The following is a 13,187-nucleotide window of genomic DNA, read 5'->3' as shown; positions in this document are numbered from 1 at the left end:
CCTAGACCAGGCCATGGGACGCCGCCTCGACGCAGACAGTCTTTTAAACCAGCTGAAAAAGACGCCCCCGCCCAGCCTGGATACGCTGTATGCCGTATCGGGCGACGAGCCGCTGCTCGTCATCGAGGCCAGCGACGCCATCCGGGCGGCGGCAACGCAGGCCGGCTACCGCGAACGCGTCAGCCTGGTGCTGGATGCGCGCAGCGACTGGTCCGCCGTGATCGGCGCCACGCAGAACGTGTCGCTGTTCGGCGACCGGCGCCTCGTCGACCTGTCCATACCCACCGGCAAGCCCGGCAAGACGGGCGGTGAAACCCTGCAGAAGCTTGCCGCCATGGTGGATGGCGGCGCCCTGTCCGACACATTGGTGCTGGTCAACCTGCCCCGCCTGGACAAGGCCACGCGCAATGCCAAGTGGGCGGCGGCACTGTTCGACGCGGCCACCTCCATCGAAGTCGCCGGCATCGAGCGCGCCGCGCTGCCGCGCTGGATCGCGCAGCGCCTGGCCCGCCAGGATCAGCAACTGGACGCCGCGACGCTGGACTGGATGGCCGACAAGGTGGAAGGCAATCTGCTGGCCGCCTTCCAGGAAGTGCAGAAGCTGGCGCTGCTGTATCCGCCCGGGAAGATCAGCGCGCAGGATGTCGAACGGGCCGTATTGAATGTGGCCCGCTACGATGTGTTCGGCCTGCGCGACGCCATGCTGGCCGGCCACGCCGGCAAGGCGCTGGCCATGCTGGCCGGCCTTAGGGCCGAAGGCGAGGCCCTGCCCCTGGTTCTCTGGGCCATAGGCGAAGAGGTCCGCGTGTTGGCGCGGCTGGCGGCCGCCCAGGCGTCGGGCCAGGACTTCCAGGCAGAGCTGCGCCGCCAGCGAGTCTTTGGATCGCGCGAGCAGTTGCTGCGCCAGGCCTTGGCCAGAGTGCCGCAGCGGGCCTGGCCAGCCGCCGTCCAGCATGCGCACGACATCGATCGCCTGATCAAGGGGCTGAAAGTGGCCGGCCGCCTGGACGACCCCTGGGAAGAACTGGGGCGGCTGGCCTTGCGCGTAGCCGTCGCCCGACAGGCCCAGCCGCGGTGACATCGCGCCGGATGCCATGCCAGGCATCCAAAATACTGGGATAATCCCCAAAAGCACGCAAACACACACAGCCATGACACAGCATACCGATACCTCTTTCGCCGCCGACAGCACCGACGCCGTCATTACCGACATGAGCATACTTGGCCGCCAGGCCCGCCAGGCGGCCCGCCTGATGCGCAATGCTCCGGGAAAGGCCAAGGCGCAGGCGCTGCGCGCCATGGCCGCGCGCCTGCAACAGGACAAGGCGGCCTTGCAGGCCGAGAATGCCCGTGACCTGGCCGCCGCCGAGAAAAACCAACTGGCCCCAGCCCTGCTCGACCGCCTGAAACTGTCGGACAAAGCCATCGAGACCATGGCCGCCGGCCTGCTGCAGATCGCCGACATGCCCGACCCCATCGGCAGCCTGGGCGCCACCACCATCCGGCCCAACGGCATGCGGGTGGCGCAGATGCGCGTGCCGCTGGGCGTCATCGGCATCATTTACGAATCCCGGCCCAACGTCACCATAGACGCCGCCGCGCTTTGCCTGAAGTCCGGCAACGCGACCATACTGCGCGGGGGCAGCGAGGCCCTGCATTCCAACGTGGCGCTGGGCGCCATCATCGGCCAGGGGCTGGCCGATGCCGGCCTGCCCTCCGATGCGGTGCAGGTCGTGGGCACCACCGACCGCGCCGCCGTCGGCCAATTGATCACGCTTACCGATTACATCGACGTCATCGTGCCGCGCGGCGGCAAGGGGCTCATCGCCCGGCTGGCGGCCGATGCCAAAGTCCCTTTGCTCAAGCACCTGGACGGCAACTGCCACCTCTATATCGATGCGGCCGCCGACCTGGACAAAGCGCACGATATCGCCGTGAACGCAAAAACCTATCGCTACGGCATATGCGGCGCCATGGAGACCCTGCTGGTCCATGCGGACATCGCATCGCGCATCCTGCCGCGCCTGGGCCAGACCTTGTCCGGCAAGGGCGTGGAACTGCGCGGCTGCGAGCGCACACGCGCCCTGCTGCCGCAAGCCGCGGCGGCGACCGAGGAAGACTGGCTTACCGAATTTCTGGCGCCCATACTGGCCATCCGCGTCGTCGACAGCCTGGACCAGGCCATGGACCACATCGCGCGCTACAGCTCTGAACACACGGAATCCATCGTCACCGAAGACCTGCATGCGGCCGACCGCTTCCAGCACGAGGTCGATTCCAGTTCGGTCTACGTCAACCTGCCCACCTGTTTCGCCGACGGCTTCGAATACGGCCTGGGCGCCGAAATCGGCATTTCTACCAACCGCCTGCACGCCCGCGGTCCGGTCGGGCTGGACGGCCTGACCACCCTGAAGTGGGTGCTGACCGGCGACGGCCAGCTGCGAGGCTAGACAGGCAGCCATGCTCTGGATAAAGACATTCCATATCCTGTTCGTCACCTCGTGGTTCGCCGGCCTGTTCTACCTGCCGCGCATCTACGTGAACCTGGCGCAGGCCGAAGATCCGTCCGTGCAAGCCTGGCTTCTGGGCATGGCGCGCCGCCTGTACCGCTTCATGACGCCGCTGGCGGTGCTGGCGGTGGCGTTCGGCTTATGGCTGTTCATCGGCTACGGCCTGGGCATGGGGCAAGGCTGGATGCATGCCAAGCTGACCGCCGTCGTCCTGCTGATCGCCTACCACGTGTGCTGTGGGCGCATGCTGAAAACATTCGAGCGCGGCGCCAACATGCGCAGCCACCGGTTCTACCGCTGGTTCAACGAGATTCCGGTACTTTTGCTGCTGGTCGTCGTCGCATTGGTCGTCGTACGCCCCTTTTAAATTACTGAACCATGACCGACGACAAACCCGGCAAAACACTCACACTGAAGAAAAAAACCGCCAGCCCGGCGGCGGACGCCGCGGCCGGCGGCGAGCGCCGCAAACGCAGCGGCGCCCGCGCACGCCAGGTGGAGCAGCTGGAACGGGAACGCGAGAAGCAGCGCCCGCTGCGCGCCACGGCACCGGCGGCAAAAACGCCGGCCGCCAGCAAGCGAACCGAAGCGCCAGCGCGGCGCGGCAGCCCGGCCCGCGGCGACGCGGCCGCGCCGACGCAGGCACGGCCCCCCATGGATCCGCCTTTGCAAGACGCCGATAGGCGCGCGCCCACCATCCAGCGCGTCGGCACGCGCCGGCCCAGGCAGGCCGCCAAGGCCGAAGTGTTTCCCATATTCGCGCCCTGCCCGCAGGGACTGGAAGAAGCCCTGGCCGCCGAGATGCAGGCGCTGGGATTCGACGACGCGCAACCCGCGCGAGCGGGCTGCCGCTTCCATGCCGAGTGGACGGGCGTGTTGCGCGCCAATCTGTATTCCCGGCTGGCCACACGCATACTGGTCCAGGTCGCCCATGGCCCCGTCCGCCACGAAGACGACATACTGGAATTGGCGCAAGACACGCCCTGGGAGCGCTGGTTCGGCGCCGAACAAACCCTGCGGGTCGACACGTCGGCCATACGAAGCCCCATGCAAAGCCTGCAATACTGCAACCTGCGCGCCAAGGACGGCATTTGCGACCGCCTTCGCGATCGTGAAGGCGAACGGCCCAGCATCGATACGGTCAGGCCCGATGCGCGCGTTCATCTTTTCCTGGACGAGGACAGCGCGACGCTTTACCTGGACACGTCCGGCGAATCGCTCTTCAAGCGCGGCTGGCGCCTCGAGAAAGGCGAGGCGCCCCTGCGCGAGAACCTGGCGGCCGGCCTGCTGGCGCTATCGGGCTGGGATCCTTCGCAAGCCTTGCTGGACCCCTTCTGCGGCAGCGGCACCATACTGATCGAAGCCGCCTGGATCGCGCTGGGCGTTCCGGCCGGCATCTGGCGGCCTTTCGGCTTCGAAAGGCTGCGCGATCACGATGCGCGCCACTGGCGCGACATCAAGGACGAGGCGCGCTCGCACATTGCCACTCAGTTGGAAAGCCCCATCGTGGGCTACGACCTGGATTCTCGCGCCATCGACGCCGCCCGGGCCAATCTGGAGCGCGCCTGGCTGACGCCCGATTCCATCCGCTTTGAAACCGGCGATGCCGCCAAGGTGGCGCCGCCGGCCGATAGGGGATGGCTGGTCACCAATCCGCCCTACGGGGAACGCCTGCCCGGCGACGACGCGGGCCTGTGGAGCGACTGGGCGCGAAACCTGAAGCAGCACTACAGCGGCTGGCATGTCAACATCATCTCCAGCGACCTGGACCTGCCCCGCCAACTGCGCCTGAAGCCCTTGCGCCGCTATCCCTTGCACAATGGCGGCCTGGACTGCCGCCTGTTCAGCTTCGAAATGGTCGAAGCGGGCTACCGGAAGGAAAAATAGTCGCACTGGCGCCACATCACGCTGCGTTGCAACATTATGGCTTGCCTTTTCCTAGGGTTAACCCCTATAATAGGGTTAACCCTTGAACGAAACGTTCAATTTCATGCAAAGAGGCCAAGCTATGATCAACATAGGCAAAGACACCCGTTTAACCGACGAACTCGAACGTCAATTGATGATGCGCGCTATTGAAGAGCAGTATCGCTTCAAGCCGGGCGCCGCACTCAAGAAATTGTTCGCCAAGCTGTCTGCCGCGACCCAGGGCGCCAAGCCCCAGCCGCAAGCCGCCGCCCCGGTTCACTCCGCCGGCTAAGTCGCGCCGCCGCTGCGCCTGCAAGCGCGGCAAAAGCCGCGCCAGGCTGCACAGGCTTGCCGCAACGCACCCCAAGAAGCTGGAATTCCAGTATTTTGGGGTGTTTTTGTTTTGGGGCGTTTTACATGGCCCGTCCGTAATGCGGGATAATAGCGGCCATCGTTTCCACCGGCTCTTACCGCAATGCACCAAATCCCCGCCTTATCCCTTCCGTCGACGCCCAGCCGCTGGCGACGCTTCGCCTGCATGATGTACGAGGGCGTGCTGCTTTTCGGCGTGGTCTTCCTGGCCGGCTATCTGTTCGACACGCTCACGCAAAGCCGGAATGCACTGATGCTCAGGCATGGCCGGCAGGCCGTCCTGTTCATCGCCATCGGCGTGTATTTCATCATGTGCTGGCGCAAGCGCGGCCAGACACTGCCCATGAAAACCTGGAATATCCGGCTGGTGGATGGAGACGGCGCCGGCCCTTCGGCGGGCAGGCTGTTCTTGCGCTACCTGCTGCTCTGGCCCATACCATTGCTGGCCGCCTTGCTGGTGCTGGCGGCCTCGCGCGCCACGGGCTACAGCTCCACCGACCTGTTCATCGTCTTCGCGCCCTTCACCCTGTTCATCTGGACCTGGTTCGACAGGGACGGCCAGTTCCTGCATGACCGCCTGCTGGGCACCCGTCTGGTGGATGTTCAAAAGCCATAGCATTTCACAGTGGAAACCCTAATGTCATTCGCTTTCTGAAACGTAGGGATTGCACAGAACCGGCTTGTCGTTCATGCTTCGGGGTAAAAGGAGCTTGCGCCCTAGTCACGCCCTGTTGAATCCAAAAGACAATGAACGACCAATACTCGGAGCTGTACCCGTCTTACCAGTGGTTTGTCCCTTCTCAATTCAACATCGCGCAAGCGTGCGTCCACCGCTGGGCGGAAAACCCCGTCGAAGGCCGGCGCATCGCCATTTTCCACGAAAACGAGCTTGGGCAGCGCGAGGTCTGGACCTATTCGCGGCTGGCCGAGGCCACCAACCAGCTGGCGGGCGGCCTGATCAAGATGGGCGTCATGCCGGGGGATCGCGTCGCCGTCGTCATGGGGCAACGCCCCGAAACCGTGGCCGCATACATGGCGGCCTTCAGCGTGGGCGCCATCGCCCTGCCGCTTTCCCCGCTGTTCGGCGCCGACAGCCTGGCGGTGCGCCTGAAAGACGCCGAGGCGCGCGTGGCCGTGGTCGATGCCTCGACGGGGCCCGAATTGCTGCGCGCCCAATCGCAATGCCCCGCGCTCACGCAGATCATCGGGGTCGACTTCCCGCACGAAGCCACCATTCCCTGGCGCTCGCTGCTGGCGCGCCAGGCCGCGGAATTCCGGCCAGTGCCCACCAAATCCGGCAGCCCGGCATTGCTGCTGTACACCTCGGGAACCACCGGAGCCCCCAAAGGCGCGCTGCTGCCCCATAGCGCGCTCATCGGCAACCTGCCCGGCTTCGTGGCCTCGCAAAACTGGTTTCCGCAAAAGGGCGACATCTTCTGGAGCCCCGCCGACTGGACCTGGACAGGCGGCCTGATGGATGCGCTGCTGCCCACCCTGTATTTCGGGCATGCCATCGTGGGCACGCTGGGACGGTTCTCGCCGGCCCGCGCCTTCGAAATCATGGAGCGCTACCAGGTCACCAATACCTTTCTGTTTCCCACCGCGCTCAAGCTGATGATGCAGGAAGTGCCGCAGCCGCGCGAACACTATCAGCTGGCGCTGCGGGCCATGATGGCCGCCGGCGAAAGCGTGGGCCAGGTCGCCTTCGAGTGGTCCCAGCAGGCGCTGGGCGTCACGCCCAACGAAATGTTCGGGCAGACCGAAATGAATTACCTGGTGGGCAACAGCCACCGCAAATGGATGGCCAAGCCCGGCAGCATAGGCAAGCCCTACCCGGGCCATCAGGTCGCCGTGGTCGATGCGCAAGGCAAGCCCTGCCCCGTGGACACCGTGGGCGAGATCGCCCTGAACCGCTACGACATCCACGGCCATCCCGATCCCGTCCTGTTTCTTGGCTACTGGCGCAACGATGCCGCCACCCAGGCCAAGTTCCTGGGGGACTGGTGCCTGACGGGCGACCTGGCCTCCGTCGACAAGGACGGCTATTACTGGTACGCGGGCCGCAGCGACGACGTATTCAAAAGTTCGGGCTACCGCATCGGACCGGGCGAGATCGAAGATTGCCTGCTGCGCCATGCGGCGGTCGCCAATGCGGCCGTGGTACCCAAGCCGGACGGCACCCGGGGCGCCCTGGTCAAGGCCTATGTCGTCCTGAAGCCCGAGGTTCGCCAGCATGACAGCGACGCCTTGCAGGCCGAGCTGCAGGAATACGTCAGGCAGCGCCTCGCCCCCTACCAGATGCCTCGCGAAGTGGAGTTCGTCGACCGCCTGCCGCTGACCAGCACGGGCAAGATCCGCCGTCACGTCCTGCGCGCGCGCGAACAGCAGCGCATCGCCGCGGCCGAAAAGTCGGGCAAATAGCCTGGCTCCGCAACCGTCCGGCCCCATGGCGGCAGGGCGATATGGGCTAAAATCAGCCTATGAAAGACCAATTCAAGAAGTACCTGCTGCCCGATCACAGCGCGCGGATCCAGGCAGTCGGGCTGTCCGAAGCCTGGCAAACCGGCCTTGCCCACCAATCCTATCCCGACTGCGTCCAGCGCCTTCTGGGCGAACTGCTCGCCGCGTCCATATTGCTGGCCTCCAACATCAAATTCGATGGTTCGCTGGTCCTGCAACTGCAGGGCGACGGGCCCGTTGCCCTGATCGTGGTGGAGTGCAACACCGACCTCTCGGTACGCGCCACGGTCAGCCTGCGCGAGGGCCACGAAGTGCCGGCCGACGGCACGCTGCAGACCTTGCTGAACGCCGGCGGCAACGGGCGCTTCATCGTGGTGCTGGACCCCGGCCGCGAGACCACCGGCATGCAGCCCTACCAGGGCGTCGTCCCGCTGGAGGGCGAATCGGTGGCGCAAGTGCTCGAATCGTATATGCGCAATTCCGAACAGCTGGATACGCGGCTGTGGCTGGCGGCCGATTCGACCCTTGCGGCCGGCCTGCTGCTGCAGCGCCTGCCCAGCCAGGGCGGAACGCAAGCCTCCACCGGGCACTCGCCCGACGAAACCTGGGAAAGGGTGGGCCATCTTGCCGCCACGCTCAAGCGCGATGAATTGCTTGAGCTGGACACCGACACCCTGATCCATCGCCTGTTCTGGGAAGAGAACCTGATAGCCCTTGAAGCGCAAGAAGTCCGCTGGCATTGCCCCTGCACGCGCGAGCGCGTCGCCGGCATGCTGCGCGGGCTGGGACGCCAGGAAATCGAGGACATCCTGAGCGAACACGAGCATGTCGACATTGTCTGCAATTTCTGCGGCAAGCCCTATCGCTTCGATGCCGTCGATTGCGCCGGCCTGTTCGTCGACAACCTGGGAACCTCGTACGACGAGGACGATTCCGTCCATTAACACTAGCCACAATCGACGCCCCGCCGGGACATGGATACATTGCGTCCATGTCCCCCAAGCGCGCTCTTCTACCAGCCCACGGCGATGGCCAGCCCCGTCAGTCCGGCGCCAGCCTGATTGAATTCTCCGCCGTGGCGCTGCCCATACTGCTGCTGGGCCTGGGCAGCGTCGACATCGCCGCCTGGCTCTTTGCACGGCAGGCGGCCAGCCTGGCGCTGCTCGAGGCCGGCCGCGCGGGCATCGTCGGCCATGCCCATCCCGACGTCATGATACAGGCCTTCGAACAGGCCCTGCTGCCGATGTTTCCGGGGCCTTCCCGCCAGGCCAGCCGGCAAAAATTGCAGAACGCCCTGCATCGCCGGACCGCGCTGACCGGACGGGCGCCATGGCAGATCGAAGTCCTTTCTCCCACACCCGAGGCCTTTCGCGACTTCGCCGATGCCACCGCATCGGCGCCGGGCAAAGGCGCGCTGGCGGCCATCAATAATGATTACCAGCACGAGCAGAACCAGAAACGGCGCGAACAGGGTTGGGCGGGGGGCCTGGGTCCAGCATCTGGCGCATCGATCTTCCAGGCAAACACCCTGGTGCTGCGGCTCAGCTATCTGCATGAACCCGTGTTGCCCGGAATCAAGCGCCTGATCCGCCTGCTGGGCCAGGAAAACGGGTCATACCGGCAGCATGCGCTGGCGCACGGCTATCTGCCGCTGGTACGCGAAATGGCGCTGGGCATGCAATCGCATCCGGTCGAGTGGCCTTTGCCCGCGGGTGGGAAAATCGTCAGGGGGCCAAGCACAGCACCCGGGCCATCATCCGCATGGCCCGGCTGCATCGGCAGCCAATGCGGCGTGCCGGAAAGCCCCGCCTCTCATGCCGACTCCAGTCCGCCGAACCCCGCTCCAGCGCCTCCCGACCCGGGCGGCACCGCGCAGGCCGGCGACCCGACGCCCTGGCCCGCCGCCACCGACCCTCCGCCGGGCAGCGAACATCTGGCCGTCTCGCCGGACGATCCAGCCTGTGGGGTCGTGCTGTGCTGCGCGCCCGCTTGAACGGACCCGGGCCGCGCTGTGCGGCGCGCTGTGCGGCGCGCTGAGCTAATTGCCTTTTCGTTGCGGTACGGCAGGAGTCTTCATCTGCGGCTCGCGCTCGTGAGGCGCCAGTATCTGCACATAGACCTCGCCCTGCTTGATCATGCCCAGTTCGGCTCGGGCGCGTTCCTCGATGGCGGCCTTGCCCGACTTCAGGTCCTGAACCTCGGCCTGCAGGGCATTGTTGCGCGCCAGCAAGGCATCGTTGGTTTCCTGCTGGCTGGCGACTTTTCTTTGCAGTTCCTGGACGCGCAGCCAACCGCCCTTCCCCCACCACAAGGGATATTGGGTAATGACGGTCAGCAATGCCAGGATAATGAACAGGAGTCGCATGTATCGGTCGAAAAAACAGCCCGGCCTTGGCCGGGCTGCCGATTAGCGCAGGTTGTAGAAAGCGTCGCGGCCGGGATAGGAAGCCACTTCGGCCAGCTCTTCTTCGATGCGGAGCAATTGGTTGTACTTGGCCATGCGGTCGGAGCGCGACAGCGAACCGGTCTTGATCTGCATGGCGTTCGTGGCCACCGCGATGTCGGCGATGGTGGAGTCTTCGGTTTCGCCCGAACGATGCGAGATGACGGCCGTGTAGCCGGCGCGCTTGGCCATCTCGATGGCGGCGAAGGTTTCGGTCAGGGTGCCGATCTGGTTGATCTTGATGAGAATGGAATTGGCGATCCCCTGGTCTATGCCCTGCTTGAGGATCTTGGTGTTGGTGACGAACAGATCGTCGCCCACCAGCTGAACACGCTTGCCCAGTTGATCGGACAGCAGCTTCCAGCCCTCCCAGTCGTTCTCGGCCATGCCGTCTTCGATGGAAATGATGGGGTATTTATCGCACCAGGTGGCCAGCAGATTGGAAAAATCCTGGGACGTCAGGGAAACGCCGCCTTCGCCGGCCAGATGGTATTTGCCGTCGCGGTAGAACTCGGAACTGGCGCAATCCAGGCCCAGCGCGATCTGCGAGCCCGCCTCGTAGCCGGCTTCGGAAATGGCTTGCAGTATCAGCTGGATGGCGGCCTCGTGGTTGGCCACATTGGGCGCGAAACCGCCCTCGTCGCCCACGGCGGTGGACATGCCCTGCTTGTTGATCAGTTTCTTCAGCGCATGGAAGACTTCGGCGCCCATGCGCAGCGATTCACGGAAGCTGGTGGCGCCTATAGGCAGGATCATGAATTCCTGCAAGTCCAGCGTATTGTTGGCGTGTGCGCCGCCGTTGATGACGTTCATCATGGGCACCGGCATCTGCATGGGGCCGCTACCGCCGAAATAGCGGTACAGCGACAGGCCGGAGTCGTCGGCCGCCGCGCGCGCCACGGCCATGCTGGCCGCCAGCATCGCGTTCGCGCCCAAACGGCTTTTGGATTCGGTTCCGTCCAGGTCGATCAGGCTGCGATCGACGAAGGTCTGTTCCTGGGCGTCCAGGCCCATGAGCGCTTCGGATATTTCGGTGTTCAGATTCTCGACGGCGCGCAGCACGCCTTTGCCCAGATAGCGTTTTTCGTCGCCGTCGCGCAGCTCGATGGCTTCCCGCGAACCGGTGGAGGCGCCCGAGGGCACGGCGGCGCGCCCCATTGCGCCCGATTCCAGCAAAACGTCGCATTCGACGGTGGGATTGCCGCGTGAGTCGAGAATTTCACGACCAATGATATCTACGATTGCACTCATGATTTGACTGTCCTGCTTGAATATAAGGTTACGCTGAAAGGGCTGGCCAAGGCGCTTGCGAGAGCTGAATCCGGTTGGAACAAGCGCAAACGCCCGATTGTACCCCGGGGCCGCGCGCGGGCGGGTTACATCAAGTTTAAATGATGGGAAATTTTATGGTCCCCGCCGCAGGCGCTCTTCGAGGGTATGCAGCAGATCGCTCAACTGGTCCAGCTGCGCGGCGGAGAGGTCCTCGAACACGTTCTCGATGAAGGCCGTGCGACGGGGCAGCGTGGCCTGGACAATCTCGCGACCGCTGGCCGTGAGCGCGACATTGGTCAGGCGGTTGTCGGCCGGATCGGCATGGCGCTCTATCCACCCCATGCCTTCTATGGCCTTTATCTGGCGTGTCAGCGCCGCCGGGTCCATGGGCAGTTCGCGCGCAAGCTGCTTCTGCGAGCACTCTCCGGAGCGGTGCAAGGCCAGCAATATGCGCCACCGGGGCATGGAGTGCCCGATATCGGCTTCAAACGCCGACATGAGAGCTCGATAGGTGCGGCCCAACTGCTGTATGGCCTGCAACTGCGGAATGTCAGCCATGGGATGCGTCCTCCCGCCCAGTCGCGCGGGCGGCTCCCGCCGTGCGCGTCAGGCGGACCAGCGGCAGGCGATAGACCCATGCCAGCGCGATCACCGCCACCAGCAAGGCCGTCGCCAGGCCGTGATGCACGGCAGACACCAGCGCCGCGCGCGCCAGTTCGATGAAGGAGTCTCCCAACAGGCCCTGGCGCTGCAGATGGGCCATGAAGTCGCTTTGTATGGAATGGTTGACCAGCACCTGCGGATCCTCCAGCATGCCCAGCCATGATGTGCCCCCGCCTTGCGGCACCGCCTCGCGCACACCGCCCACATAGTAGTTCGTGACCAGGGTGCCGACGATGGTGGTGCCCAGCATGCCGCCTATCATGCGCACCGATTGCAGCATGGCGGTGGAAATTCCCAGCAGCGAACGCCCCGCCGTTTCCTGGGCGAATACGGTCAGGTTGGGCATGACGAAGCCCAGGCCCAGGCCGGCCAGGATCATATAGCCGACGACCAGCGGCTTGGGCGTGGACTGCTGCATCAGGGTCATGCCCGCGCAGGCCAGGATCAGCAGGATGAAGCCGGCGTAAAGCATATGGTTAGGTCTGGACAGCCGGACAATGATGCGCGCGTTGGTGACGCTGCCCAGCGTGATGCATACCACCAGGGGCGTGATCAGCAGGCCCACCTGCTGCGGCGTCATGCCGAATCCGCCCTGCAGCAGCAGCGGTATGTAGAACAGCAGGGCAAACATGATGAAACCCACAAGCAGCGAGAGGCAGAACAGCGTGGCCAGGCTCTTGTTGCGGAACATGTCCAGGGGCAGCAAGGGCTGCGGGCACCGCCTCTCCCAGTACAGCAGCGCGGCGAACACGATCAGGGACGACATGCCCAGCAGGACCATGGACAGGCTGGCTCCGTGCGCCGGCAGGAGCTCAACGAACAATTGCAGGCTGCCCAGGCCCAGGGCGATGAGCAGGGCCCCCTGCCAGTCCAGGCGGATATCCTTCGACTGCACCTGCCGTATATGAGGCAAGAAGCGCCAGACGAAATACAGGCTGATGATGCCTATGGGCAGGTTCACGAAGAACACCGAGCGCCAGCCGGTGTATTGGGTCAGGAAGCCGCCCAGCGAGGGGCCGAAGGCATTGGCGATGCCGAACGCCGCGCTCAGCAGCACCTGCCAGCGCAGGCGCACGTGCGAATCCGGAAACAGGTCCGGCACACAGGCGAACGCCGTGCCGATCAGCATGCCCCCGCCTATGCCCTGCAAGGCGCGCGCCAGCGCCAGTTGCAGCATGGTGTCGGCCATGCCGCATAAAGCCGACGCCAGCATGAAGACGACGATGGATGCCACGACGAAGGGCTTGCGGCCGTAGTAGTCGCCCAGGCGGCCGAAGATGGGAATGGTGATGACCGAGGTCAGCAGATAGGCCGTGGCCACCCAGGCATAGAGTTCGAAGCCGTTGAGCTCGGCCACGATGGTGGGCAACGCCGTTCCCACGACCGTCTGGTCGACGGCGACCATCATGGTGACGAAGCACAGTCCCAGCATGGCCAGCAGCGACTGGCGCACTGACAATACGCGGCCGGTTTCGGTGGAAGATGGGGCGGAAGTGGCTGCCATGCTCAAGCCTTGGATAGATCAATCATTGATAAGTCAATGATTTTAGCAAGCGTTT

13 protein-coding genes are annotated in these 13,187 nt (G+C 64.7%); 9 read left to right on the top strand and 4 right to left on the bottom strand.

Going from position 1 to position 13,187, the window contains the following annotated elements; all coding sequences use genetic code 11:
- The first annotated feature begins 13 nt into the window (after nt 1–13).
- The 9 genes from holA to OEG81_RS05875 all read left to right on the top strand — a co-directional run bounded on the left by holA (nt 14) and on the right by OEG81_RS05875 (nt 9,243).
- A complete protein-coding gene (gene holA, locus OEG81_RS05915) occupies nt 14–1,078 on the top strand; it encodes a DNA polymerase III subunit delta (protein ID WP_264131780.1) in 1,065 nt (354 codons plus the stop codon).
- Nucleotides 1,079–1,151: 73 nt separating this feature from the next.
- Nucleotides 1,152–2,450 carry a glutamate-5-semialdehyde dehydrogenase gene (locus OEG81_RS05910; protein ID WP_264131779.1) on the top strand — a complete coding sequence of 433 codons (1,299 nt, stop codon included), beginning with the start codon at nt 1,152–1,154 and terminating at the stop codon, nt 2,448–2,450.
- A 10-nt stretch (nt 2,451–2,460) separates the two neighbouring features.
- Nucleotides 2,461–2,877, top strand: a complete 417-nt coding sequence (locus tag OEG81_RS05905) for a CopD family protein (protein ID WP_264131778.1) — start codon at nt 2,461–2,463, stop codon at nt 2,875–2,877.
- 11 nt (nt 2,878–2,888) lie between these two features.
- Nucleotides 2,889–4,397 (top strand): THUMP domain-containing class I SAM-dependent RNA methyltransferase, encoded by a 1,509-nt coding sequence (locus OEG81_RS05900; protein WP_264131777.1) that lies wholly within the window; start codon nt 2,889–2,891, stop codon nt 4,395–4,397.
- A gap of 82 nt (nt 4,398–4,479) precedes the next feature.
- Nucleotides 4,480–4,710 carry a hypothetical protein gene (locus OEG81_RS05895; protein WP_264131776.1) on the top strand — a complete coding sequence of 77 codons (231 nt, stop codon included), beginning with the start codon at nt 4,480–4,482 and terminating at the stop codon, nt 4,708–4,710.
- Between the two features lie 183 nt (nt 4,711–4,893).
- Complete coding sequence (locus tag OEG81_RS05890; RefSeq protein WP_264131775.1) at nt 4,894–5,406, top strand: RDD family protein; 513 nt, start codon at nt 4,894–4,896, stop codon at nt 5,404–5,406.
- Between the two features lie 131 nt (nt 5,407–5,537).
- Nucleotides 5,538–7,211 (top strand): acyl-CoA synthetase, encoded by a 1,674-nt coding sequence (locus OEG81_RS05885; RefSeq protein ID WP_264131774.1) that lies wholly within the window; start codon nt 5,538–5,540, stop codon nt 7,209–7,211.
- A gap of 59 nt (nt 7,212–7,270) precedes the next feature.
- Entirely contained in the window at nt 7,271–8,194 is a 924-nt protein-coding gene (locus tag OEG81_RS05880) for an Hsp33 family molecular chaperone HslO (RefSeq protein WP_264131773.1), read from the top strand.
- Nucleotides 8,195–8,241: 47 nt separating this feature from the next.
- Nucleotides 8,242–9,243 carry a TadE/TadG family type IV pilus assembly protein gene (locus OEG81_RS05875; protein WP_264131772.1) on the top strand — a complete coding sequence of 334 codons (1,002 nt, stop codon included), beginning with the start codon at nt 8,242–8,244 and terminating at the stop codon, nt 9,241–9,243.
- A gap of 45 nt (nt 9,244–9,288) precedes the next feature.
- Here the strand turns inward: OEG81_RS05875 and ftsB are convergent, their stop codons facing one another.
- The 4 genes from ftsB to OEG81_RS05855 all read right to left on the bottom strand — a co-directional run bounded on the left by ftsB (nt 9,289) and on the right by OEG81_RS05855 (nt 13,132).
- A complete protein-coding gene (gene ftsB, locus OEG81_RS05870; RefSeq protein WP_264131771.1) occupies nt 9,289–9,615 on the bottom strand; it encodes a cell division protein FtsB in 327 nt (108 codons plus the stop codon).
- Nucleotides 9,616–9,657: 42 nt separating this feature from the next.
- Nucleotides 9,658–10,944 carry a phosphopyruvate hydratase gene (gene eno / locus OEG81_RS05865; protein WP_264131770.1) on the bottom strand — a complete coding sequence of 429 codons (1,287 nt, stop codon included), beginning with the start codon at nt 10,942–10,944 and terminating at the stop codon, nt 9,658–9,660.
- 153 nt (nt 10,945–11,097) lie between these two features.
- Nucleotides 11,098–11,523: a MarR family winged helix-turn-helix transcriptional regulator gene (locus OEG81_RS05860; protein ID WP_264131769.1), complete on the bottom strand. Its 426-nt coding sequence runs from the start codon at nt 11,521–11,523 to the stop codon at nt 11,098–11,100.
- Complete coding sequence (locus OEG81_RS05855; protein WP_264131768.1) at nt 11,516–13,132, bottom strand: MDR family MFS transporter; 1,617 nt, start codon at nt 13,130–13,132, stop codon at nt 11,516–11,518. The genes OEG81_RS05860 and OEG81_RS05855 overlap by 8 nt, the downstream gene beginning before the upstream one ends.
- Nucleotides 13,133–13,187: the final 55 nt, after the last annotated feature.

Origin of the sequence: Pollutimonas sp. M17 (assembly GCF_025836975.1) — a bacterium.
GTDB lineage: Bacteria > Pseudomonadota > Gammaproteobacteria > Burkholderiales > Burkholderiaceae_B.
The sequence above is the reverse complement of the archived record's forward strand: the minus strand, read 5'-3'. Positions and strand labels throughout refer to the sequence as shown.

What these genes read in the sequence shown, in the direction of transcription:
- holA (WP_264131780.1), top strand. Translation starts at nt 14, where the DNA reads ATGGGACGCCGCCTCGACGCAGACAGTCTTTTAAACCAGCTGAAAAAG.
- OEG81_RS05910 (WP_264131779.1), top strand. Translation starts at nt 1,152, where the DNA reads ATGACACAGCATACCGATACCTCTTTCGCCGCCGACAGCACCGACGCC.
- OEG81_RS05905 (WP_264131778.1), top strand. Translation starts at nt 2,461, where the DNA reads ATGCTCTGGATAAAGACATTCCATATCCTGTTCGTCACCTCGTGGTTC.
- OEG81_RS05900 (WP_264131777.1), top strand. Translation starts at nt 2,889, where the DNA reads ATGACCGACGACAAACCCGGCAAAACACTCACACTGAAGAAAAAAACC.
- OEG81_RS05890 (WP_264131775.1), top strand. Translation starts at nt 4,894, where the DNA reads ATGCACCAAATCCCCGCCTTATCCCTTCCGTCGACGCCCAGCCGCTGG.
- OEG81_RS05885 (WP_264131774.1), top strand. Translation starts at nt 5,538, where the DNA reads ATGAACGACCAATACTCGGAGCTGTACCCGTCTTACCAGTGGTTTGTC.
- OEG81_RS05880 (WP_264131773.1), top strand. Translation starts at nt 7,271, where the DNA reads ATGAAAGACCAATTCAAGAAGTACCTGCTGCCCGATCACAGCGCGCGG.
- OEG81_RS05875 (WP_264131772.1), top strand. Translation starts at nt 8,242, where the DNA reads ATGTCCCCCAAGCGCGCTCTTCTACCAGCCCACGGCGATGGCCAGCCC.
- ftsB (WP_264131771.1), bottom strand. Translation starts at nt 9,615, where the DNA reads ATGCGACTCCTGTTCATTATCCTGGCATTGCTGACCGTCATTACCCAA.
- eno (WP_264131770.1), bottom strand. Translation starts at nt 10,944, where the DNA reads ATGAGTGCAATCGTAGATATCATTGGTCGTGAAATTCTCGACTCACGC.
- OEG81_RS05860 (WP_264131769.1), bottom strand. Translation starts at nt 11,523, where the DNA reads ATGGCTGACATTCCGCAGTTGCAGGCCATACAGCAGTTGGGCCGCACC.
- OEG81_RS05855 (WP_264131768.1), bottom strand. Translation starts at nt 13,132, where the DNA reads ATGGCAGCCACTTCCGCCCCATCTTCCACCGAAACCGGCCGCGTATTG.